The organism is Flavobacterium plurextorum, from assembly GCF_002217395.1.
Taxonomy (GTDB): Bacteria; Bacteroidota; Bacteroidia; order Flavobacteriales; family Flavobacteriaceae; genus Flavobacterium; species Flavobacterium plurextorum.
In genome coordinates this window covers 130,466-154,113 of the sequence record NZ_MUHD01000034.1, presented here as the reverse complement: position 1 = coordinate 154,113, position 23,648 = coordinate 130,466, and the positions used below count along the sequence as shown (strand labels likewise).

The 23,648-nt window shown below is 34.1% G+C and carries 19 protein-coding genes; 14 read left to right on the top strand and 5 right to left on the bottom strand.

The genetic code is table 11. The annotated features are described in order from the left end of the window. Positions 1-55: 55 nt before the first annotated feature. The 5 genes from B0A81_RS18105 to B0A81_RS18085 all read left to right on the top strand — a co-directional run bounded on the left by B0A81_RS18105 (position 56) and on the right by B0A81_RS18085 (position 6,328). The gene (locus B0A81_RS18105; RefSeq protein WP_089059293.1) at positions 56-607 is read left to right on the top strand and encodes a K(+)-transporting ATPase subunit C; all 552 of its coding nucleotides are present in this window, start codon (positions 56-58) and stop codon (positions 605-607) included. A gap of 338 nt (positions 608-945) precedes the next feature. Next, positions 946-2,022: a porin gene (locus B0A81_RS18100; RefSeq protein ID WP_089059292.1), complete on the top strand. Its 1,077-nt coding sequence runs from the start codon at positions 946-948 to the stop codon at positions 2,020-2,022. 216 nt (positions 2,023-2,238) lie between these two features. Next, positions 2,239-3,366, top strand: a complete 1,128-nt coding sequence (locus B0A81_RS18095; protein ID WP_089059291.1) for a histidine kinase — start codon at positions 2,239-2,241, stop codon at positions 3,364-3,366. Between the two features lie 91 nt (positions 3,367-3,457). Next, on the top strand, positions 3,458-5,176 hold the full coding sequence (locus tag B0A81_RS18090) for an ATP-binding protein (RefSeq protein ID WP_089059290.1): 1,719 nt from the start codon (positions 3,458-3,460) through the stop codon (positions 5,174-5,176). A 390-nt stretch (positions 5,177-5,566) separates the two neighbouring features. Next, positions 5,567-6,328, top strand: coding sequence for a phosphatase PAP2 family protein (locus tag B0A81_RS18085; protein WP_089059289.1), 762 nt, complete (start codon positions 5,567-5,569; stop codon positions 6,326-6,328). A gap of 126 nt (positions 6,329-6,454) precedes the next feature. Here the strand turns inward: B0A81_RS18085 and B0A81_RS18080 are convergent, their stop codons facing one another. Further along, positions 6,455-7,228: an XRE family transcriptional regulator gene (locus B0A81_RS18080; protein WP_089059304.1), complete on the bottom strand. Its 774-nt coding sequence runs from the start codon at positions 7,226-7,228 to the stop codon at positions 6,455-6,457. A gap of 89 nt (positions 7,229-7,317) precedes the next feature. Here B0A81_RS18080 and dinB point away from each other — a divergent pair, with 89 nt between their 5' ends. The 6 genes from dinB (at position 7,318) to B0A81_RS18050 (ending at position 14,892) form a co-directional block, all read left to right on the top strand. Next, positions 7,318-8,499, top strand: coding sequence for a DNA polymerase IV (gene dinB / locus B0A81_RS18075; protein WP_089059288.1), 1,182 nt, complete (start codon positions 7,318-7,320; stop codon positions 8,497-8,499). Beyond that, positions 8,499-11,552 (top strand): DNA polymerase III subunit alpha, encoded by a 3,054-nt coding sequence (locus B0A81_RS18070; protein WP_089059287.1) that lies wholly within the window; start codon positions 8,499-8,501, stop codon positions 11,550-11,552. The genes dinB and B0A81_RS18070 overlap by 1 nt, the downstream gene beginning before the upstream one ends. Positions 11,553-11,700: 148 nt before the next feature. Further along, the gene (locus tag B0A81_RS18065; protein WP_089059286.1) at positions 11,701-13,080 is read left to right on the top strand and encodes an exonuclease domain-containing protein; all 1,380 of its coding nucleotides are present in this window, start codon (positions 11,701-11,703) and stop codon (positions 13,078-13,080) included. A gap of 24 nt (positions 13,081-13,104) precedes the next feature. Beyond that, a complete protein-coding gene (locus B0A81_RS18060; RefSeq protein ID WP_089059285.1) occupies positions 13,105-13,737 on the top strand; it encodes an alpha-ketoglutarate-dependent dioxygenase AlkB family protein in 633 nt (210 codons plus the stop codon). A gap of 148 nt (positions 13,738-13,885) precedes the next feature. After that, positions 13,886-14,347 carry a DUF1810 domain-containing protein gene (locus B0A81_RS18055; RefSeq protein ID WP_089059284.1) on the top strand — a complete coding sequence of 154 codons (462 nt, stop codon included), beginning with the start codon at positions 13,886-13,888 and terminating at the stop codon, positions 14,345-14,347. A 143-nt stretch (positions 14,348-14,490) separates the two neighbouring features. Continuing rightward, on the top strand, positions 14,491-14,892 hold the full coding sequence (locus B0A81_RS18050) for an MFS transporter (RefSeq protein ID WP_089059283.1): 402 nt from the start codon (positions 14,491-14,493) through the stop codon (positions 14,890-14,892). Positions 14,893-15,020: 128 nt separating this feature from the next. Here B0A81_RS18050 and B0A81_RS18045 read toward each other — a convergent pair whose 3' ends face one another. After that, the gene (locus tag B0A81_RS18045; protein ID WP_089059303.1) at positions 15,021-16,433 is read right to left on the bottom strand and encodes an APC family permease; all 1,413 of its coding nucleotides are present in this window, start codon (positions 16,431-16,433) and stop codon (positions 15,021-15,023) included. A 175-nt stretch (positions 16,434-16,608) separates the two neighbouring features. On the opposite strand from B0A81_RS18045, the gene B0A81_RS18040 reads away from it, so the two are divergent. Further along, positions 16,609-16,998, top strand: coding sequence for a DUF5958 family protein (locus B0A81_RS18040; protein ID WP_089059282.1), 390 nt, complete (start codon positions 16,609-16,611; stop codon positions 16,996-16,998). A 33-nt stretch (positions 16,999-17,031) separates the two neighbouring features. Here B0A81_RS18040 and B0A81_RS18035 read toward each other — a convergent pair whose 3' ends face one another. After that, entirely contained in the window at positions 17,032-18,468 is a 1,437-nt protein-coding gene (locus B0A81_RS18035) for a C40 family peptidase (protein WP_089059281.1), read from the bottom strand. A gap of 247 nt (positions 18,469-18,715) precedes the next feature. Here B0A81_RS18035 and B0A81_RS18030 point away from each other — a divergent pair, with 247 nt between their 5' ends. Continuing rightward, positions 18,716-20,107, top strand: a complete 1,392-nt coding sequence (locus B0A81_RS18030) for a Kelch repeat-containing protein (protein WP_089059280.1) — start codon at positions 18,716-18,718, stop codon at positions 20,105-20,107. Positions 20,108-20,195: 88 nt separating this feature from the next. On the opposite strand, the gene B0A81_RS18025 is transcribed toward B0A81_RS18030, so the two are convergent. Beyond that, positions 20,196-20,798: an NAD(P)H-dependent oxidoreductase gene (locus B0A81_RS18025; protein ID WP_089059279.1), complete on the bottom strand. Its 603-nt coding sequence runs from the start codon at positions 20,796-20,798 to the stop codon at positions 20,196-20,198. 95 nt (positions 20,799-20,893) lie between these two features. On the opposite strand from B0A81_RS18025, the gene B0A81_RS18020 reads away from it, so the two are divergent. After that, the gene (locus tag B0A81_RS18020) at positions 20,894-21,226 is read left to right on the top strand and encodes a winged helix-turn-helix transcriptional regulator (protein ID WP_089059278.1); all 333 of its coding nucleotides are present in this window, start codon (positions 20,894-20,896) and stop codon (positions 21,224-21,226) included. A 76-nt stretch (positions 21,227-21,302) separates the two neighbouring features. Here the strand turns inward: B0A81_RS18020 and B0A81_RS18015 are convergent, their stop codons facing one another. After that, a complete protein-coding gene (locus tag B0A81_RS18015) occupies positions 21,303-23,567 on the bottom strand; it encodes an aconitate hydratase (protein ID WP_089059277.1) in 2,265 nt (754 codons plus the stop codon). Between the last annotated feature and the right edge of the window lie 81 nt (positions 23,568-23,648).

Here is a 23,648-nt window from a genome sequence, read left to right as displayed (position 1 = left end):
CTACATTTTACATTTTACTTCTAATATTTTACTTCTAACATTTTAAATTAAAAACATGAAAACTATATTTTCACTATTAAAACTTACCGTATTTACTTTGATTTTGTTTGCGGTTATTTATCCATTAGCGATTTACGGAATTGCAAAATTAGCTCCAAATCAAGGGAAAGGAGAAACGATTTCGGTAAACGGAAAAGTGGTTGGATACCAAAAAATTGGTCAAAAATTCGATAAGTCGAATTATTTCTGGGGAAGACCTTCTGCAGTTGATTATAATGCTGCGGGAAGTGCCGGAAGTAACAAAGGTCCAAGTAATGCTGAATATTTAGCTTTGGTTCAAAAAAGAATTGATACCCTTTTACTTGTTCATCCTTACTTGAAAAAATCTGAAATTCCGGCTGATATGGTAACGGCTTCAGGAAGTGGATTAGATCCTAATATTTCTCCTCAAGGTGCTTTGATTCAAGTAAAACGAATTGCCAAAGAAAGAAAATTGGATGAAGCTAAAGTAAAAGCTTTGGTTGAGTCTAAAATTAATTCGGCTGTTGTTGGACCTGAAACTGTTAATGTTTTGGAATTGAATGTGGCGCTTGATCAGCTTCGATAAAACGAGATTCTGATCCCGAAGCTTCGGGACTGAGTCGCTAAGACACTAAGGTTTTTCTATGCGTATTCTTGTCATTTCGATCCCGAGGCTTCGGGATCGAAATGACAAAACAAGACGTTGAATCAAAAACTTTAAAATTAAATACCTACAAGGTTTCAAAAACCTTGCAGGAAACAAAAACGCCTTTTTTACCCCAAATACTCTAGCCCCGATAGTAGTGAAAATCCTTTTGTACCGGCGTTCGGTACAAAAGATTGAAACGGATAGCGGGAAATAGCTCCTAAAAAAATCTACTAATAATTAATTAACCCTTTCGGGTTTGAATACCACAATTAACAATGAAAAAAATTATACTTACTGCTTTAATCGCTTTTGGTTACAGCAATTTACATGCACAAGAAGAATCAAAAAGTCCATTAACATTTTCAGGATATGTAGAAACTTATTATAGTTACGATTTTGGGAAACCAGAAGATCATACTCGACCAAACTTTTTTTACAATTTTAATAAAAGTAATGAAGTGAATATTAATTTAGGAATGGCAAAAGTAAATTACAACAAAGATAATATTCGTGGTAATTTTGCCCTGATGGCGGGAACATATGCCGAATACAATATGGCGGCTGAACAAGGCTTGTTGAAAAATGTTTACGAAGCAAATGTTGGTGTAAGAATTTCATCGACTCATAATTTATGGATTGATGCTGGAATTATGCCTTCGCATATTGGTTTTGAAAGTGCGATTGGAAAAGATTGCCAGACTTTATCACGAAGTATTCTGGCTGAAAATTCTCCTTATTATGAAACAGGAGTTAAAATTGGTTATACTTCTGAATCTGGAGAGTGGTATTTGGCGGGTATGTACTTAAATGGCTGGCAGCGAATTGAGAAGGTTGAAGGAAATCAAACGCCTGCTTTTGGAACTCAGGTTACTTACAAACCGTCTGATCGAGTTGTTTTAAACTGGAGTACTTATGTTGGAAATGAGCAGCCGGACATTGACAAAAAATGGCGTTATTTTAATAACTTCTACGGACAATTTAAAGTAACGGGAAAAACAAACATAACAGCTGGTCTTGATATTGGATCTCAGCAATCGGCTAAAAACAGTAATAAATACGATACTTGGTTTTCGCCAGTTTTAATTTTGCAATACAAACCAACGGATAAAATTCAGCTTGCAGCGCGCGGCGAATATTATAGTGATGAAAAAGGGGTAATTATCGCAACTGAAACACCAAATGGTTTTAAAACTTACGGATTTTCAGCTAACTTTGATTACTTAGTTACTGATAATGTAATGTTTAGAATTGAGGCTAGAAATCTTTCGAGTAAGGATGAAATCTTTACAAAAAATAATGTTCCAACGGATACGAATACGTTTGTAACGTCTTCCTTGGCGATTAGTTTTTAGGAGAATGTTTCTTGCCAAAGATTAAAAGGATTAAAAGGATTTTTTTTCGCCACGAATTACACCAATTTTCGCTAATTTTTATTTAAATATAATTCGTGGAAATTGGTGTAATTCGTGGCAAATAAATCAAGACAAAGCCATTCAATAATCTTTTTAATCTGTATAATCTGTGGCTAAAAAAAACTTTGTGACTTAGCGCCTTCGTGGCAAAAAAACATGAAAGAAGAAAAAGAAAATAATGCACAGCACTTTCTCGATTTAATTCAGAAATCACGAAAGGGAAAGTTCAAAATCTACATTGGAATGAGTGCCGGTGTGGGCAAGACTTTTCGTATGCTTCAGGAAGCACATTCGTTATTAAAAAACGGAATCGATGTAAAAATTGGCTACATCGAAACGCACATGCGAAAAGAAACTCATGAATTATTAGCAGGATTGCCTATAATTCCGAGACGGACTATTTTTTATAAAGGAAAAGAACTTGAAGAACTCGACGTTCAGGCGATTATTAATCTTCGTCCAGAGGTGGTTATTGTTGATGAATTGGCACACACCAACATTGAAGGAAGTAAAAATGAAAAGCGCTGGCAGGATGTATTAGAGATTCTGGATGCTGGAATTAACGTGATTTCGGCTGTAAACATTCAGCATATTGAAAGTTTAAATGAAGATGTAAAACGTATTACAAATATTGATGTTCAGGAACGAATTCCTGATAATGTTTTACGATTGGCGGATGAAGTCGTGAATATCGATTTAACATCCGAAGATTTGATTGCGCGTTTGAAAGAAGGAAAAATTTATACTCCAGATAAAATTCAGACCGCTTTAACGAACTTTTTTAAATCGGAACAGATTTTACAACTTCGAGAATTGGCTTTGAAAGAAGTAGCGAGTCAGGTCGTTCGAAAAGTTGAAAATGAAGTTCCGAATCTTCATGCTTTACGACACGAAAAACTTTTGGCCTGCATTAGCAGCAATGATAAAACGGCTAAAATTGTAATTAGAAAAGCTGCTCGTCTGGCAAGTTATTATAACGGACTATGGTATGTTTTGTATGTGGAAACGCCAAAAGAAAGCAGTACAAAAATTGCTTTGGACAAACAACGGCATTTAATTAATAATTTTAAACTCGCCGTGCAATTAGGCGCAGAAGTGATAAAATTAGAAAACTCAAATATTGCAGATGCTATTTTAACAACTGTAGAAGAAAAACAAATTACAACTGTATGTATCGGGAAACCGCATTTGAATTTATTTAAAGTAATTTTGTCTACAACAATTTTTAGACGTTTGCTGAACAAACTGTCTCTGTCAAATGTCGATCTTGTAATATTATCTTGAAATGTGAGATATAAAATGTATTTCTCAAAGATCATTTCACATCTCACATTTTATATCTTACACAAGTAACATTTCACACAAAAATTAAAATATGAGAATTAAAACCAAATTGAATCTGGGAGTTGGATTGTTATTTTTAATGATCATTATACTTTCGTTAGTGAGCGGTTATTCTGTTTTTTTGATAAAAGCAGATACAGAGAATATTCTGAAAGCAAATTATAACACGCTGGAATATTCTAGAAATATGATTTTGTCTTTGGATGAACTTAAAACGAACTCTGATAGTAAGATTCTTATTTTCAAGGATTATCTTGAAAAACAAACACAAAATGTTACGGAACCCGGAGAAAAGGAAGCAACCGAAAATCTGGAAAAAAGTTTTACTATTTTAGAAAAAAATGGTGCCAGCGAAGCCTTAAAAACAAAAATCAGACAGAATATTTTTGCGATTATGAAACTGAATCTGGATGCGATAAAACAGAAAAGCGACATTGCAAAACTGACTGCCGAAAATGCCAATTTATGGATTGCAATTGTGGGCAGTTTATGTTTTCTGATTGCTTTTAATCTGCTGGTTAATTTACCCAATAATATTGCCAATCCAATTAAGGAATTAACGCTGAGTATTAAGGAAATTGCTAATAAAAACTATTCAGAGCGTGTTCATTTTACCAATCATAATGAATATGGAGATTTAGCAAAATCGTTTAATACGATGGCGCAGAAACTCCAGGAATATAATGACAGCAATTTGTATAAGCTCTTTTTTGAGAAGAAACGACTGGAAACACTTATCAATAATATGCACGATCCAATTATTGGTTTAGACCATGAAGGAATTGTTTTATTTGCCAATGATGAAGCGTTGAAAATTATTGGACTGAAATTGGAAGATGTTATCGGAAAATCGGCTTCTACTCTAGCCTTATCCAATGATTTGATTCGCTCTTTGATTTTAAAAGAAGATGTTGATGCACCAAAAAAACAACCGCTGAAAATTTATGCACACGGAAAAGAAAGTTATTTCGAAAAAGAAATTCTAAATATTACAATAATTCCAACGGGAGAAGAAAAAGAAATCAATATTGGCGATGTTATTATCCTGAGAAATATTACTCTTTTTAAAGAACTGGATTTTGCCAAAACCAATTTTATTGCGACAGTTTCACACGAATTAAAAACGCCAATTGCTTCTATAAAATTAAGCCTTCAATTACTTGAAAATGGAAAAACGGGCGATATGAACGACGACCAAAAACAATTGGTAGAAAGTATAAAAGATGACAGTCAGAGATTGTTGAAAATTACAGGCGAATTGCTTAATTTATCACAATTAGAAACTGGAAATATTCAGCTGAATATCGAAAAAAGCAATCCGCATAAAATTGTAAATTATGCTGTTGAAGCAGTAAAAGTTCAAGCCGACCAAAAACAAATTAAACTTGTAATTGACGCTGATGAAGATCTTCAAGATGTGAAAGCCGACAGCGAAAAAACAGGTTGGGTTTTAATTAATTATTTGTCAAATGCAATCAGATATTCTTCTGAAAAAAGTACTATTTTTATCAAACTAAGAAAAGAAAATAATCAAATCGTATTTCAGGTTATCGACACTGGAAAAGGAATTGACACAAGATATAAAGACCGAGTTTTTGATAAATATTTTCAAGTTCCCGGCAGTCAAAAATCTGGAACAGGATTAGGATTAGCCATTAGTAAAGAATTCATTGAAGCACAGAACGGAAATGTTGGTGTAGAAAGTAACTTGGGATTAGGAAGTACGTTTTGGTTTTCGTTGAAGGTATAAAGAATAATTGTTGCTTATTTAAACAAAAATATTAAAAGAGCCGTAAGCTTGGTTTATATTGTAGGACCGGATTTTAATCCGGTTGGCAAAGAAATTCCGCAATGCAAAAGAGCTGTAGGCTCGATGACATATTTAGACTGGATTGAATCCAGCCTTACAATATGAATCGTCCCTCTGGGACTTTAAAAACGTGTTGCAATCAAATTTCAACGGATTGAAATCCATTGCAATAATATAAATCACTCCTGCTAAATTCCAAAATATTTAGCCAATCTTAATACAATTCCCTTATTTAAAACCAACAGGTTAATATTAACTTAAGGTTCAATTAAGGTAAAAATACTTTGATTGGACATTCGTTATTATTGTAAATCATAACAAAAACAAACGATGTCTTGTAAAGCTATTTCTCTGGTATTTCTATTCGTTTTTTTGAGCGCAAATGCTCAACAAAACGACTCCATTACAAAAATTGACAGTACTTCACATCAGCTAAAATTCAATTACAAACAATTGATTATTCCTGGTGTATTAATTGGGTACGGTGTTATTGGACTTGAAAGCGATCAGTTGCTGAGTTTTAATTCGCAAATTAAAAAAGAAGTTACTGAAGATATTGATAACAAAATCACCATTGATGATTTCTCGCAATATGCACCTGCGGCATCGGTTTATGCTTTGAACGCTTTTGGCGTGAAAGGTAAAAATAATATGCGGGATCGTTCTGTTATATTTGTGACTTCATATGCCATTATGGCGACAACGGTTTTAGGTTTAAAATCGATTACACATGAAGAAAGGCCAGACGGAAGTTCGAACAACTCCTTTCCTTCCGGTCACACAGCAACTGCTTTTGCAGGAGCCGAATTTTTATGGCAGGAATACAAAGACAAATCTATTTGGTACGGAATTGCAGGTTATGCTGTTGCAACTGGAACGGGATTATTTAGAATTTACAACAATCGCCATTGGTTAACCGATGTTGCCGCTGGAGCCGGAATCGGGATTTTGAGTACAAAAATCGCCTATTGGATGAATCCGTATATCACTAAAAAATTATTCAAATCATCTTCTGAAAATAAATCAACTTCTATGATAATGCCTTTTTATAACGGGCAGCAATATGGCTTGAGTTTTGCAAAGGTTTTTTAGATTTTTTTATTTATCTATTGTCACCCTGAGCGAAATCGAAAGGCTTTATAGCACAAAAGGTCTTCGACTTCGCTCAGAGTGACATTCGGATTTAAAAATAAAAAACTCTTTTCCTTATTTTTCTTTTTAAGTATTCGAAGTATTATTTTTAATTTCCATCACTTCTCTTTTCACTTCTAGAAGCAGTTCTTTCATGCTTTCGGTTTCAGACAATGTTTGTTTTTTATCTGATCGTCCGATGTTGCATTCGTACTCCCAAATCTCCAAAATATCAGAAGCTTTCACTTCATAATTCGGGTAAAAACTATTATCCGATTCTAAAACCAAGGTATTTTTTTTGTTCTTATTAAGACGTTTATAAACCATTCCTTCATTTTTGGTAATCAAAATATAGGTTTTTCCATCCATCACCTCTCCTAACCTTTCAACATAACGCCCAATAATTATCGAACCAGCTTCGTGCGGAGGCATTGAATCGCCTTCTACAGGAAAACCTCTATGTTTACCAGGACCTAAAAACGGAAGCGAAACCTGTTGTAAACTTTCAATATATTCTGGATCAGCATATCCGTTGAGATATCCTGCTTTTGCTTTTTGAGATACAATTTCGATATAATTTTCGCCAAAATTATCAACCTGAATTGGTAAAATAAGTCGGTTACCCTCAAGTTTTATCAAATTTTCGATGTTTATTTTCCGAATATCGACCGACAATAACAAATCGATACTTGTATGAAAAAACAAGGCAATTTTCTTTAAAATATCATACGGTGCTTCCGAAGTTCCATCTTCGTATTTCACGTATCTTCCTCTTGTAATACTAAGGTTTCCAGCTAATTTCTCCTGCGATATTTTATGCTTAACCCTCAATGCTCTGATGTTATCTGAAAATAAAGACATAATTAATTTGTTATAATTTGGAACAGCAAATATATGAAAAAATGTTCTTATCTGTGCTAATTTTGTTCCATACAAAAACAAAAAGGAAAATGGCAAGGGCAATTGTACATATGGATCTGGATACCTTTTTTGTATCCTGCGAAAGACGCACCAACTCTGAACTCAATGATATTCCGCTTATTATAGGTGGCGGAGATCGCGGTGTTGTAGCATCTTGTTCTTATGAAGCGCGCCGTTTTGGAGTGCGTTCTGCCATGCCTATTCATATGGCGCTGAAACTTTGTCCACAGGCTAAAGTTATGAAAGGCGATATGGAATTATATTCGCAGTTATCGCATGATGTTACCCAGATTATTCAGGAAAAAGCGCCGGTAATGGAAAAAGCAAGTATCGATGAATTTTATTTGGATATTACTGGAATGGATAAATTTCACGGCAGTTATAAATGGACAGATGAATTGGCTCAAAAGGTCATTAAAGAAACAGGGCTTCCCATTAGTTTTTCATTATCCATCAATAAAACCGTTTCTAAAATTGCTACAGGAGAAGGTAAACCTGTAGGGAATCTTGAAATTCCAGAACAAGGTGTACAAGACTTTTTAAATCCGTTATCGATTCAGAAAATCCCAATGGTTGGCGCAGTTACATTTCAGCTTTTGTCAAGAATTGGCGTTCGTAAAATTCAGACTTTGGCCGAAATGCCTGCTGAGGTTTTACAGCAAATGATTGGCAAAAATGGTCTTGAACTTTGGAAAAAAGCACACGGAATTGACAACACTCCTGTTGAACCTTATACGGAAAGAAAATCAATTTCTACCGAAACTACTTTTACTCAGGACACTATAGATATTGCAAAACTGAGAAGAATATTATTGGGAATGGTCGAAAAACTAGCTTTTCAGCTTCGTGCAGAACAATGGCTGACCTCAACGGTTACGGTTAAAATACGTTACGCCAATTTTGATACCGAAACCAAACAATGCCGAGTAGCTTATACCTCAGCCGATCATATTCTGACTAAAAATGTAACCGAACTTTTCGAGAAAGTTTATCAGCGTCGTATGCGATTGCGCTTGATTGGAGTTCGCTTCAGCGGATTGGTGCGCGGTACTTATCAAATTGATCTTTTTGAAGACACTCAGGAAATGCTTTCACTTTATGAAGCGATGGATAAAATGAAAAAACGTTATGGATTTGATGCTGTAATGCGCTGTGCAGGAGCTTCTTTCAAACCAAACACTAAAGACGAAATTTTAAAACGCAACAAATAATGTATCTTAATTGTCATTCATATCATTCATTACGTTACGGCACAATTCCGCTTAAGGAATTGATCAGCCAAGCCGTTTCATTTGGTGTAAAAGCAATGGCATTAACAGATATTAATACCGTAACAGGCATTTATGATTTCATAAGAGCTTGTCAGGAAAAAGAAATTAAACCTTTAGTTGGAATAGAATTTCGCTGCAATCATCAATTCCGATTTATCGGTTTGGCTCAAAATACAGAAGGTTTAGCTGAAATGAATCGATTTTTAACCGAACATAATTTCAGTGGAGAAAACCTGCCTTTGACTGCGCCCGAATTCAAATCGGTTTTTGTGATTTATACTTTAGAAAATGCTCCGAAAGTTCTTCGCGAAAATGAATTTATCGGTATTCGTCCTGAAGAAGTTTCGAGGCTTTTTACATCAGAACACAAAAATAAAATTGCTCAGATGGTAGTTTTACAGTCAGTAACTTTTAGAACCAAAACAGAATACAATCTGCATAAAATTCTTCGGGCAATTGACACTAATATTATTTTATCAAAACTTACAGAAGCGGATTACTGCAAAGTTTCGGATATCATGCAACCGGTAGAATCTCTTTTGCCTTTCTATGAAAAATATCCTGAAATTATAAGCAATACGCAAAAAATCATTGATTCCTGTAATTTCGAATATGATTTTGAAACTCCAAAAAACAAAAGATTCTATACAAAAAGCCGTCAGGAAGATTTAGAAAAACTTACTGATTTAGCTTGGGAAGGATTTAAAAATCGTTACGATAAAGATAATTTAGAAGCAAAAGCTCGTGTAGCAAAAGAATTAAAAGTTATTGACGAATTGCAATTCAGCGGTTATTTTTTAATTACTTGGGATATTATTCAATACAGTAATAGTCAAGGTTTCATGCACATTGGACGTGGAAGCGGTGCCAACAGCATCATTGCGTATTGTCTTGGAATAACCGATATCTGTCCTATCGAGCTGGATTTGTATTTTGAACGGTTCTTAAACCTCAACCGTAAAACGCCGCCTGATTTTGATATTGACTGGAGCTGGCAGGAACGCAATATAATTCTAGAATATATCTTCGGAAAATACGGTCGAAATCATGTTGCTTTCTGCGGTACGAATGTCGAATTTAAATACCGATCTATATTTAGGGAAGTTGGAAAAGTTTTTGGACTTCCGAAAGAAGAACTTGATATGCTGGCCAAGAATCCAATGGCTTTGCATGAAACCAATAAAATTGTAAAACTGGTTCAGCAATACGGAATGCTGCTCGAAAAATATCCAAACCAGCGCAGTATGCATGCCTGCGGAATTCTGATTTCTGAAGAACCAATTACGAATTACACGCCCTTAGAAATGCCTCCAAAAGGATTTCCAATTGTGCTTTTTGATATGCATATTGCAGAAGAAATTGGTTTTGAAAAATTCGATATTCTGAGTCAGCGAGGCATTGGGCATATTGATGACAGTGTAAAACTGATTGCTAAAAACCGAGGAATAAAAGTTGACATTCGTAATACTTCGATTTCTAAAGATGAAGCTTTGTGCAATGTTTATCTGGCACAGGGAAAAACGATTGGCTGTTTTTATATCGAAAGTCCTGCTATGCGTGGCTTATTACGTCGTTTAAATTGTGATAATTATAAAATTCTGGTTGCTGCATCGTCTATCATTCGTCCCGGCGTTGCACAATCGGGAATGATGAAAGAATACATTTTTCGTCATAATAATCCACAGCAATTTGAATATTTTCATGAGGTTTTCAAAGAACAGCTTGGTGAAACCTACGGTATTATGGTCTATCAGGAAGATGTTATCAAAATCGCTTTACATTACGGCGGACTTCCCGCTGCTGACGGTGATATTCTTCGTCGTGCCATGTCTGGAAAAGGAAGATCTCTAGAAGCTTTACAAAAAGTAAAAGACAATTTCTTTGCCTGCTGTGCTCAAAAAGGACATCCAGTTGGTTTAAGTCAGGAAATTTATCGTCAGATTGAATCATTTGCTGGATATTCTTTTTGCAAAGCGCACTCGGCTTCTTATGCTGTTGAGAGTTATCAGAGTTTATATCTGAAAGTATATTATCCTATTGAGTTTATGACTGCGGTAATCAATAATCAGGGCGGATTTTATAGAACTGAAGTTTATGTACATGAGGCACGAATGTCTGGCGGAACAATTCATAATCCGTGCGTGAATAAAAGCGAATATCAAACTACTTTATATGGTACAGATATTTACCTCGGTTTTATGCACATTCAGAGTTTGGAATCGAAAACAGCACATTTAATTGAGGAAGACCGAAATAAAAATGGTGATTATATTTCTTTAGAAGATTTCATCAATCGTATTCCAATAGGGATTGAAAATATCAAAATTTTGATTTTCATTGGTGCTTTTCGTTTTACAGGAAAAACTAAAAACCAGCTTTTGGTTATTGCAAGTTTGCTGCTGAACAATTTTAAACCTGAAAACAGGAATTTAAAACTTTTACAAGAACCTGTTAAGGAATATAAACTTCCGACATTGGAACGTTCTGTTTTTGAAGATGCTTTTGACGAAATCGAATTGTTGAGTTTTCCTGTTTCGTGTACGGTTTTTGACATTTTGCAAACCAAACATCGCGGCGATATTATGGCTAAAGATTTAGTCAAATATCATAAAAGACAAGTTCGAATGCTGGCTTACTTGATTTCTAGAAAACACGTTCCTACAAAAAAAGGAACTATGTATTTTGGAACTTGGATTGATCATGAAGGTACTTATTTTGATACGGCACATTTTCCTGACAGCTTAGAAAAATATCCGTTTCAGGGTGGCGGCTGCTATTTATTATTAGGAAATGTTGAGGTTGATTATCATTTCCCAACGATCACCATTACTAAAATGGCAAAAATGCCTTTTATTCCAGATCCGCGTTATATGGATTCTAAAGACCAGTATAAAACACAAAACCAAATTAAAGAAGATATAAGCCTAACACATCGTAAACCTTATCCGCAAGGACACGAAATTAATCTGCCAAGACATCGAATGAAATTTTAAAAATTTATTTAAACACATAGAAGCATAGGTTCAAAATTTAGAAAAAGAAATAAAAGAAAACAAGTGAAACGCCTTTTACCTCAAATAAAATCTATGTTTCTATGTGTTAAAAATTAAATAACTAACGAAGAATTTACGTTATATACAGATGAAAAATACGGAATATGCCATAGTCGATATTGAAACCACAGGCGGAAATGCCAGTGGCAGCCGCATTACAGAAATTGCCATTATTATTCATGATGGTACAAAAGTGTTGGATCGTTATGAAACGCTTGTAAATCCAGAACAGGATATCCCTCTTTCTATTTTTGGATTAACGGGTATTAATAACGAAATGGTGGCGAACGCACCTATTTTTGATGACATTTCAGAGAAAGTATTGGAAATGCTTACTGATCGTATTTTTGTTGCTCATAATGTAAACTTCGATTATTCATTTATTCATCATCAGCTGGAGCAAGCAGGTTTTAAATGGTCGGCACAAAAACTTTGTACAGTTCGTGCAGCAAGAAAAATCAAGCCGGGTTTAGGTTCTTACAGTTTAGGAAATCTTTGCAATTCTTTAAATATATCTCTAGAAAACAGACACCGCGCTGGTGGAGACGCAGATGCGACTGCTGTATTATTTTCTCTTCTGTTAGAATGGGATGACGCGGGAGAAATCGAGAATATGATTAAAAAAACAGCTCAAGATCAGCGCTTACCTCCTAACCTTCCTCCAGATGATTTTAATAATCTACCCGAAAAACCAGGTGTATATTATTTTTATAATCAGGCGAAAAAAGTGATTTATGTTGGAAAAGCTATCAATGTAAAAAAACGTGTGGCATCGCATTTTAGCGGCAATAATATCAATTCTCAAAGACAGCATTTCTTGAGAGATATTCACGGAATTTCCTTTGAAATCTGCGCTACCGAATTGATGGCGCTTTTATTAGAATGCACGGAAATAAAACAACTTTGGCCAACCTACAATAGAGCATTAAAACGTTTTGAAGCAAAATTTGGCATTTATCAATATGAAGCACGAAACGGTTATAAATATTTAGCTGTTGGAAAACTGAGCAAATTTCAGACTTGCATTCATGAATTTAATAGTTTGTATAACGCTATAAATTTACTCCGAGATCTGTCTGCACAATTTGAAATTGATCAACGATTCTGCAAATATTCCAGACCCGAAGAAGGAGAACTTCCGCAAAATAATGATGTTAGAAATCTGCCTGATGTTTTGCTTCATAACGAACAAGTTGATAATGCTATTGCTTTTTTATTGAACAACAGACCTTCTTTTGCTATTATAGACAAGGGAAGATCAAAAGAGGAACGCAGTTGTATTTGGATTGAAAACGGTCATTTTTATGGTATGGGTTATATTCCATCAGATATTTCGATTCATGATCCTGAAGAAGTAAAAAACTATGTTACGACTTATAAAAGCAATCAATATATAGAACAATTGATTTTTGCTTTCGCAGAAAAATATCCTCGAAAAGTATTCTTCAATAAGCATTTTCAGAATTAAGCCTGAACTTAGAAAATTTAAGTTATGACACTATTTAACGACACCGAATTATTTGCGACTGGTTTGGAAGGCAAAAAAATATTTGACATTCCTGACTCAGAACTTATTCTTATAGATAATTTCTTTAGTAAAGAAGAATCTGATCGTTTTTACGAAAGAATACTTCGCAAAACCAAATGGAGAGAATATGAAATGGAAATTTATGATAAAACTTACACTGTTCCTCGAATGATTTCTTGGTATGAAGACAAAGATAATCCCGGAGCAGATCTAAACGGGCCAGATTGGACTTATGAATTATTAACCATTCGGAGCCGTGTAGAGAAAGAAACTCAGCTTGATTTTAATAGTCTTCTGCTAAATTTATATAGAAATGGAAATGATGGTGTTGGCTGGCACAGTGACAAAGAACATAATACGGGACCAAATCCTATTATCGCTTCAGTAACCTTCGGCGAAACGAGAATGTTCAGACTCCGACATAAATACAGCAAGGAAATTCCACAGGTTGAAATTCCGCTGCATCATGGTTCTTTTTTATTAATGTCGGGAACTACTAATAGTTTTTGGCAGCATCAAGTTCCAAAAACAGCACGGCAGGTTTTGCCTAGAATAAATCTGACTTTTAGACAAACTAAACGAGTTTATGATATATAAACGACTCTAAATGAGCTTTTTCTTACTCAATAATGGTAAGGAAAATTCTGCAGAAAAAAGTTAAAATACTCACTACGTGCACCTTTTATTAGGCAGACCCTTTCTTTTTTAGTACTTTTGCAACCCTTTTTTAAATACAATACCACAAATGGCATATTCAAACAATGATTTAGCGCGCTTTTTAGATGCGCAGAATAAACTTTATCTTACCGCACTTTCAGAAATTAAAAAAGGAAAGAAAGAAACTCACTGGATGTGGTTCATTTTTCCACAGGTTAAAGGATTAGGTAAAAGTGATACTGCAAATCTTTATGCAATTGCCGATTTAAAAGAAGCGTCAGAATTTTTAGACCATCCTATTTTAGGAAAACATCTTATAGAGATTTCAGAGCTGTTATTAACTTTTAAAAGAAAATCAGCTGATGGAATTCTTGGGGATTTAGATGCTCGAAAATTACGTTCATCTATGACACTTTTTTCTATGACTGAAAATACAAATCCGATATTTCAAGAAATATTAGATGCTTTTTTCTCTGGAGAATCAGACCCGCTTACTATTTCTATTATTAATTCAACTATAAAATCTTCTGTTGAACCCGCTGTTGTATAACAGTTTCAATAGATTATTTGACATCAAAAGACACTGTTTTTCTAAACAGTGTCTTTTTTTTATGCTCCAAGCTTAGTAACTCACTATTTTTTTATTGCCCGCAGATTTTTTAGTTTTATATTGTACTCTCAAAAAACCAAATCATGACCGAAAAAATCAAAACCCTGCAAATTATTCATCTTGCAGTTTGTGCAGGAACTATCCTTGCTTATTTCCTTTTAGGAGAGCTTTCAATTGAAAAATTAAAAAACATTCCCGTTATAGATTCGTCGTCAATTGTATATGTTTTCATCCCAATTTTGGCTTTCGTTTTAAGTACATTTTTGTTCAAATCGCAATTAAAACAAATCGATCCTAAATTAAAAACGGAAGACAAACTGCCTGTTTATCAAACTGCTTCTATAATGCGATGGGCAGTTCTAGAAGGTGCTGCTTTTCTAATATTATTCTTAAAACCTGATTTTATATTATTTGGGATACTTATTATAATATATCTAATTTTCTTAAGACCTACTGCGGAAAAAATTAATAATGATTTGGCTTAAACCTCATAAAAGTTTTCTTCATGGAGATTCTGTATATTTAAATCATTAATCTTAATTATAACGAAAAAACGCCTTATGAATAAGGCGTTTTTTTATATCTAAATATTACTTTTAGCTCAAAGCCAGTACTAAACTTCTTTTGGTTTTGTTAGATAATAAACTGGAATTCCTGTAAGCATAATCAATACGCCCCAACCGCAAGTTGAAAATTTCACAACAAGCAATGATATACAAATTGCTGTTGCAATTATTATATACAACATTGGTAAAAAAGGATATCCAAACGCTTTATAAGGTCTTTCGATATCCGGCATTTTCTTGCGTAAGATAAAAATTCCATAAATCGTAAGAATATAAAAAATCAAAACAATGATGATTACAAAATCTAACAAATCACCATATTTCCCTGTAAGACATAAAGCGGAAGCCCAGATACACTGCGCCCAAAGTGCCCAAGCCGGCACACTTGAACTATTTAAAACTGCAGCTTTCTTAAAGAACAAGCCATCATTTGCCATTGTATAATAAACTCTTGCACCAGCCATAATCAATCCGTTATTGCAGGCAAAAGTAGAAATCATAATCATTATTGCAATAATCAAAGTTCCTATATTTCCAAAAATATATTGTGATGCTACAACCGCCACACGATCAGATTTTGCTGTTGCGATTTCATCAAGCGGAATTACTGCCAAGTACATAATATTTGTAAGAACGTAAATAATTGTAACAATAAAAGTTCCTAAAAATAAACTGAAACCAACGTTACGTTTTGGGTTTTTAATTTCACCTGCAATAAAAGTAACTCCGTTCCATGCATCACTCGAAAATAAAGAACCAACCATTGCTGCGGAAATTCCAGTAATCAAAGCTGTACCTCCAATTGGCATCCACGAACCGCTTTCTTTGTCAAACGAACGTGTATTCCAAGCGTCTGCCCAGTTAGCGTCCCATACAGAAGCTTTTGCTGCAAGCGTTAATCCAAAAATAATTAATCCTAGTAATGATAAAATCTTGATAATTGTTAAAACGGTTTGCAGTATTTTACCGTTTTTTACACCGCGACTATTGATATATGTCAATAAAATTATAGTGAATATCGAAACTAACTGCGCTGCATTGAGCTTAAAAGAGCCAATCTCATACAATATATTTTCATCGCTAAAGGGTTCGTACAAATATGCAGCAAACTTCGAAAAAGCAACTCCAACAGCGGCAATTGTACCAGTTTGAATTACCGCAAAGAAACTCCAGCCATACAAAAATGCAATTAACTTGTTGTATGCTTCTTTTAAATACACATATTGTCCGCCAGCTTTTGGAAACATTGCACTTAATTCGCCATAACTTACAGCGGCAATAACAGTTATTAATCCTGAAATTAACCAAATTAGCGTGAGCCATCCTGCTGAACCTACTTGTCTGGCGATATCAGCACTTACAATAAATATTCCAGATCCAATCATAGAACCAACCACAAGCATGGTTCCGTCTAATAATCCGAGTTCTCTTTTAAAATTTTCTTGGTCGTTTTCTTGCATTTTTTTGGTTTTTGGTTGGTTTTTGGTTGGTTTTTGGTTGGTTAAAGATATACTTTTTTCTGAAATTCTATATCTTGAAATTTTAAATTCAGAAATTGATCTAAAAATGAAAATAACGGTTAGATATAACTTAAAAGAGATATTTCTTATTTTAGTTGTAACCAAAATTTGAAAAATGATAAGTCCAATAGAACTGCTGATAAATAAGATTGCACAAGACAGAATAAGCTTTAATCAAGGCTTAAAACTTTTACTTGAAAGTGATGATTTTAATTTTGAAGATGTTTTTGCACTATTAAAAAATTACATTTTCAATTCTATACCAAACAAAGTGGATTATAATACGGAAACTTATCAAAGGGCAATAAATACAATCCCATTAAAACAGACCTACACATCAATTATGATTCTAAAAACCTACGATACTAAAATCGCATTTAATAAATTAAGGGAGCTTCCTGAGGCAGAAAATAAGAAAACAGTAACGTCATTAATTTGGGTATTTAAAATAACTGATACTGAATGCAAAAATGGATGCGGCCACTTTTGGCACAAATTAGAATAAAGTATTAAAAAATAAAGTTTCTCTATTTTTTAATTAATCTAAAACACGATTTACTTGTGAAAATGCTCTTGTGTAATAAGCTTCTTTTGTTGAAGAAATCATAACACCGCCGTGAGTAGAGGAATGTACAAATTTAATCTCGCCATCGACATTTTCAACAACCATACCAACATGATTTATATGGCGTCTCCCATTGGTTTTAAAGAAAATTAAATCGCCTTTTTGAGCTTCTTCTGAAGCTATTTTTGTTCCTATGCGAGATTGTTCTATTGAACTTCTTGGCAGCTTAATGTCGAAATTACCGAAAGTACAAAACATTAAACCTGAACAGTCAAAACCTGCTTTTGTAGTTCCTCCAGAACGGTAACGTGTTCCTATATTTTCGGTCGCATTACTAATCAGCTGATTAATTAAATCGGAATGATTGCTTATTCTAACAATTCCCGAGTCTTTAGCAACATTTGAATTATCTGCAACTTCTATTGATGGCTGATTATTATCAATTACTTGAGATGAATTTGCATTTAAAGCATCAGCCTTTTCCTTAGTGGTTTTAATCTTTAAAACAGATCCTACTGGAAGTTTTCCTTTTATTGATGGATTTTGTCGTTCTAATTCAGCTACTGTAATTCCATATCTTTTTGCAATAGCGTACTTTGTTTCTTTTGGCTGCACCTCAACGACAACTTCTGTGTTTTCTGAAGTAATAATTTCAGGTTTTGTTACATCAGTATTAACTCCATTTGGAGTAACCGCGACTACATTTGAAGAAATATCGCCTTGTTTCCCAGTATTTAAATCGGCTGTTTCTAATAATTGATTGGCTTTTTCTGCTGTGGTACTAATCTTTAAAGATTGCCCTACTCGGAGTTTCTTTTTGATAGATGGATTCTGACGCTCTAATTCTGCGACTGTTATTCCGTACTTCTTAGCAATTGAGTATTTTGTCTCTTTAACTTGTACTTTAACGTTAAGCTCTGTATTTGCAACAGGAACAATTTCTGGTTTTACATTATCTGTATTAACTACATTTTCTGAAGCAACTGCATTAGAAGGAATATTTAGATGCTGTCCTATTTTTAAACCGTCTGTTTCTAATGTTGGATTAGCTTTTTTCAATTCATCAACAGAAACATTGTATTTTTTAGCAATTCCCCAAAGCGTTTCTTTTTGCGAAACTTCATGTGAACCTGGAGCATCATAAGCTATATTTTTCGATTTACTTGCTTCAGTTTGAAAAGATTTTTGAGCAGTACGAACATTTTTATTCGGAATTAATAAAACCGAATTTAGTTTTAAAACTTTAGGTGCATTAGGATTTGCATCTTGGATATCTTTTACTTTTACACCATACTTTTTAGCAATTACAGTAATGTTTTCTCCTTTTGAGATTTTATGTTTGGTAAACTTTTCTTGAGAAAAAGCACCAACACTAAAAAAAAACAATACTATAATTAATCTAAAAACCATACTCACCTATTAAAGTTTATCTATCTTTTTTAAGTTTAGATAACAATTTAAACTCAAAAAGAGCAACTATATTACCTAAAAAGCGAATTTAACTTTTTAAAGTAAAAAACACACTATTTTTAACAACTAATTCACTTCATTTTAACAAGTACGGCATTAAAATTGTGTCAACTTTTTGAATTGCAGTTTTTTAAACAAAAATAATGTTCCAAAAGAGATTTATCCTTAACTTAACTAATAAAAACTTGTGAAAAAATTACTCTTCATCTTTCTTTTATCTTCGTTTTTATCAAATGCTCAAAATACTGAAGGAACTGTAGTTTCTACAAGCAATCAACCTATTTCAGATGTAAATATCGTTTGTTCTTCAAAAAACTTTAAAACATTGAGTGATCGAAAAGGGAAGTTTATGATACGAAAAGAATCAAGCTTTAATGAAACTGATACTTTACAATTCTCTCATATTGGATACCAGATTTCTAAAATTTCTTTTAAAGAGCTTAGAAAGCTTAATTTTAAAATTTATCTGAAAGAGGAAACAGAAAATTTATCTGAAATATCTGTTTCTGCCAATGGCAAATTAAAATTAAAATCGAAAATTACTTTTATGAAATTGGCTCCCTTAAAAAATGCTATTTATTCTTTTGGGTCTCTGGTAAAAGATGGCAAAATTTATATTATTGGAGGCGACGCTTCTTATGAATCTGATGCTTTTCAAAAGGCAAAGGATAAAACAGTAAATACAGATACCGAAATTTTCATGAGAACTTTTTATGATGAACTTCGTCGTCAAGAAGGCTCTCATTCATATAGAGGTGATTTTTTAATTTATGACATCAATGCTGACAGCTGGCAGACTTCTGAAATAAAATTCAAAAAAAGAGCTTATAATAAACTCCATTATTACGATAACAAGATTTATGTTTTGGGAGGAAAGCGAATATCAAGGAATGCTAAATTTGAATATTTAGAAAATGAAATTGAAGTTCTTGATTTAAGCAAAAATACAATTACGATTGATAAGACTAATCCACATCAGGCAGTCAATTTTTCTTCGTTTACTTATAAAGACAATATTATTGTTATGGGAGGTTCAATAAAAACGACTCTGAAAGGTAAAAAAACTTTCACTAACAAAGTTCGTTTTTACAATATTCCTTCTGGCTTGTGGTATGAACTTTCGGATATGCCGACTGCGAAAGAAGCAAATGGTGTTTTAATAGGTGATAAAATTTATTTAATTGGCGGAAATAATGGACAACCTTTATCTGAAATAGTAAGTTTGAATTTGCTTGATGAAAAATGGCAAAACGAAGGAGAACTTTTTTCTCCTCTAGAAAACCCCGCAGTTACTTCTCAAGGCAATATAATTTACATTTTTAACGATCGAAGATTATATGTGTATGACGTAAACTTAAATCAGTTAAAAGAATACTTAATTGATCTTGAGTTGAAATCCTCGACAATGCATTTTTACGGAGACAAATTATACATAATTGGCGGTTACACTTACAATGAATACAGCACGAATCCTTCTGCCGCCACTTATAGTATTTCTGTTGATGAATTCGAAAACACGAAGCCAATCCGCATTAAAACCTTAATCCAAAAAACGCCTTTAGTTAAAGAGAATCAATAGTTTTTTTTTGAAAACTACTTCCCCTGCTCAGATAGAATCGACATAAAAATAAAAAACAGGTACTATAGAAATGGCACCTGTTTTCAATTTAAATAGAATGTACAACCTCATCCAGTTCAAAACGAGATTTTGGCAAAACCGTTGGATGCGCCCAATCACTTAAATCAGCATATCCAACCGTAACAGAAAATAGCGGTGCATACCCATCTTGTGGTAATATTTGCTTATAACCTTCAATGTTTATTCCTTCCATTGGTGTAGCATCAAATCCCATACTTATGCAAGCACTCAAAAAATAACCTAATGAAAGATACACTTGATGTTCCATCCAGGATTTCGTTGCCACATCTCCATTCGATTTTATCATTGGTTCGTAAAAAAGAGTTCTCCATGCTTCTGGCAGAATAGAGATATTTCGTTTCTCAAAATGCTCAATATCTTCTATTACACTAAACACCACTAAAAGACCAACATCGTTAATAGATTGTTCGTTCATATAGGATTGGGCAGCTAATTCTCTTTTTACTGTTTCGTTGGTCACAAAAGTAAACTTCCACGGCTGGCTGTTTATAGAAGAAGGACTTAATCGAATAATCTCTTTCAACTCTTCAATTTGTTCTGGTGTAATCTTTTTGGCCGCATCATACTTTTTTGTTGCGTACCTGCTCTTTGCAAGGTCTAAAAAACTCATATTTTTAATTTTTTATTTATACTATACTTTTTATTGTTACAAAACTAAGTATAGTAAACTATCTTTGCAATAACGGTTAAAATTGATAGTAACAGATGTATAGTATAGACAACAAAGAATATCCTTGCAGTACAAGCCTAACAATGAAATATATAGGCGGCAAATGGAAAGCAGTAATTCTTATTCATTTAATCGAAAAAAAGCGATATAGTGAATTAAGAAAAGAATGTAAAGTTATTACAGAACGAACATTAAGCCTTCAACTGAAAGAACTTGAAGAAGATGGGCTTATAACACGAACTGTTCACACAAATAAACCACCATTAAGGGTAGATTATGAATTAACTTCGTTTGGCAGAACACTTATTCCACTACTTAAAGCCATTGCTCAATGGGGAAGCGAAACTGCTGAAACCTTAAAGCTTTAAATAAATTAATTTCTAATTGTATAAAAAAACGCTCTGTTTTCACAGAACGTTTTTAGTATAATTGATCTAAAAAATATTAAGCTTTACCGGCAGCAATTAAGTTTAATGCCGATCCTGCAACGAACCAGCCAATTTGCCCTTCATTATACGTATGGTTAGCCAAGATAATATCTTTTGTACCATCTGTATGAACAAATTCTAACGTTAATGGTTTTCCTGGCGCAAATTCCGTTAAGTCTAAGAAATTGATTGTATCATCTTCTTGAATCTTATCGTAATCTGCTTCGTTTGCAAAAGTTAATCCTAAAAGACCTTGTTTTTTAAGGTTTGTTTCATGGATACGAGCGAAAGATTTTACCAATACCGCTTTTACACCTAAGAAACGAGGTTCCATAGCAGCATGTTCACGAGAAGAACCTTCTCCGTAATTATGATCTCCAACAACGATAGACGGAACTCCAGCTGCTTTGTATGCACGAGCAACGGCAGGCACAGCGTCATATTTTCCTGTTAGTTGATTTTTAACTGAATTTGTTTTTTGATTGTAAGCATTTACAGCTCCAATCAACATATTATTTGAAATATTATCTAAATGCCCGCGGAAACGCAACCATGGTCCAGCCATAGAAATATGGTCTGTTGTACATTTTCCGAATGCTTTGATTAATAATTTAGCACCTGTAATATTTTTTCCATCCCAAGCATCAAAAGGAGCTAACAGCTGTAATCGTTCTGATGTAGGACTAACTACTACCTGAACTCCTGAACCATCTGCTGCTGGAGCTTGAAATCCTGGATCTTCAGCGTAGAAACCTTTAGAAGGAAGCTCATCTCCTGTTGGAGCATCCAGCATTACTTCTTCGCCGTCTTCATTGATTAATTTATCTGTTAATGGATTAAAACTTAAATCACCAGCGATTGCCATTGCTGTTACCAATTCTGGCGAACCTACGAAAGCTAACGTATTAGGATTACCATCAGCACGTTTTGAGAAGTTACGATTAAAAGAGTGAACAATTGTATTTCTCTCTTCTTTTTCTGCTCCTTCTCTATCCCACATACCAATACATGGTCCGCAGGCATTGGCAAAAACAGTTGCTCCAATTTTGTGGAATGTATCTATAAATCCGTCTCTTTCGATAGTTGAACGAACTACTTCAGAACCTGGAGTAATCGTAAATTCTGCTTTTGTTTTTAAATTCTTATCTGCTACTTGTTTCGCTAATGAAGCGGCACGAGAAATATCTTCGTAAGAAGAGTTGGTACATGAACCTATTAAACCAACCTGAATTTGCAATGGCCAGTTGTTTTTAATCGCTTCTTCTTTCATTTTAGAAATTGGAGTAGCTAAATCTGGCGTAAACGGACCATTTAAGTGCGGCTCTAGTTCAGATAAATTGATTTCGATAACTTGATCAAAATATTTTTCTGGATCAGCATATACTTCTGGATCTCCAGTTAAGTACGAAGCAATTTTATCGGCAGCATCAGCAACATCGGCTCTGTTTGTAGAACGCAGGTAACGTCCCATTGAAGCATCGTAACCAAAAGTTGATGTAGTAGCTCCAATTTCAGCGCCCATATTACAAATTGTTCCCTTTCCTGTACACGACATAGAAGTTGCTCCTTCTCCAAAATATTCAACAATAGCACCTGTACCACCTTTTACGGTAAGAATACCTGCCACTTTAAGAATAACATCTTTGGGAGCAGTCCATCCTGATAATTTACCAGTTAATTTAACTCCAATTAATTTAGGAAATTTAAGTTCCCATGCCATTCCCGACATTACATCTACAGCATCGGCTCCACCAACACCAATAGCAACCATTCCTAATCCTCCAGCATTTACCGTGTGAGAATCGGTACCAATCATCATTCCTCCAGGGAAAGCGTAATTTTCAAGTACTACTTGGTGAATAATTCCTGCTCCTGGTTTCCAAAAACCAATTCCGTACTTATTTGAAACTGATGATAAGAAGTCAAAAACTTCATTACTTTGTGTTTTTGCTCTGGCCAAATCTGTTGCAGCATCTACTTTTGCTTGAATCAAGTGATCACAGTGTACTGTCGTAGGAACTGCTACTTTAGATTTACCTGCATGCATAAACTGTAATAATGCCATTTGTGCTGTCGCATCTTGACACGCCACACGGTCTGGTGCAAAATCAACATAATCAATACCTCTTCCAAACGCTTTGGTTGGATTACCATCCCAAAGGTGATTGTATAAAATTTTCTCCGTTAATGTAAGTGGACGGCCAACAATCTCGCGTGCTTTATCAACACGACTCGGCATGTTCTCATACACTTTTTTAATCATTTCAATATCAAAAGCCATAAGTATTTGTTTTTGTTTTTTTTATTTTGAACATGACAAGTTACAAAAAATAGAGCAGCTATAAAAGAAAAAGCCCGAGTT

Excerpts from the sequence above, each read along its gene's own strand:
- B0A81_RS18065 (WP_089059286.1), top strand. The coding sequence starts at position 11,701 with ATGAAAAATACGGAATATGCCATAGTCGATATTGAAACCACAGGCGGA.
- B0A81_RS18085 (WP_089059289.1), top strand. The coding sequence starts at position 5,567 with ATGTCTTGTAAAGCTATTTCTCTGGTATTTCTATTCGTTTTTTTGAGC.
- B0A81_RS18080 (WP_089059304.1), bottom strand. The coding sequence starts at position 7,228 with ATGTCTTTATTTTCAGATAACATCAGAGCATTGAGGGTTAAGCATAAA.
- B0A81_RS18015 (WP_089059277.1), bottom strand. The coding sequence starts at position 23,567 with ATGGCTTTTGATATTGAAATGATTAAAAAAGTGTATGAGAACATGCCG.
- B0A81_RS18055 (WP_089059284.1), top strand. The coding sequence starts at position 13,886 with ATGGCATATTCAAACAATGATTTAGCGCGCTTTTTAGATGCGCAGAAT.
- B0A81_RS18050 (WP_089059283.1), top strand. The coding sequence starts at position 14,491 with ATGACCGAAAAAATCAAAACCCTGCAAATTATTCATCTTGCAGTTTGT.
- B0A81_RS18045 (WP_089059303.1), bottom strand. The coding sequence starts at position 16,433 with ATGCAAGAAAACGACCAAGAAAATTTTAAAAGAGAACTCGGATTATTA.
- B0A81_RS18070 (WP_089059287.1), top strand. The coding sequence starts at position 8,499 with ATGTATCTTAATTGTCATTCATATCATTCATTACGTTACGGCACAATT.
- B0A81_RS18105 (WP_089059293.1), top strand. The coding sequence starts at position 56 with ATGAAAACTATATTTTCACTATTAAAACTTACCGTATTTACTTTGATT.
- B0A81_RS18090 (WP_089059290.1), top strand. The coding sequence starts at position 3,458 with ATGAGAATTAAAACCAAATTGAATCTGGGAGTTGGATTGTTATTTTTA.
- B0A81_RS18095 (WP_089059291.1), top strand. The coding sequence starts at position 2,239 with ATGAAAGAAGAAAAAGAAAATAATGCACAGCACTTTCTCGATTTAATT.
- B0A81_RS18035 (WP_089059281.1), bottom strand. The coding sequence starts at position 18,468 with ATGGTTTTTAGATTAATTATAGTATTGTTTTTTTTTAGTGTTGGTGCT.
- B0A81_RS18060 (WP_089059285.1), top strand. The coding sequence starts at position 13,105 with ATGACACTATTTAACGACACCGAATTATTTGCGACTGGTTTGGAAGGC.
- B0A81_RS18025 (WP_089059279.1), bottom strand. The coding sequence starts at position 20,798 with ATGAGTTTTTTAGACCTTGCAAAGAGCAGGTACGCAACAAAAAAGTAT.
- dinB (WP_089059288.1), top strand. The coding sequence starts at position 7,318 with ATGGCAAGGGCAATTGTACATATGGATCTGGATACCTTTTTTGTATCC.
- B0A81_RS18100 (WP_089059292.1), top strand. The coding sequence starts at position 946 with ATGAAAAAAATTATACTTACTGCTTTAATCGCTTTTGGTTACAGCAAT.
- B0A81_RS18020 (WP_089059278.1), top strand. The coding sequence starts at position 20,894 with ATGTATAGTATAGACAACAAAGAATATCCTTGCAGTACAAGCCTAACA.
- B0A81_RS18040 (WP_089059282.1), top strand. The coding sequence starts at position 16,609 with ATGATAAGTCCAATAGAACTGCTGATAAATAAGATTGCACAAGACAGA.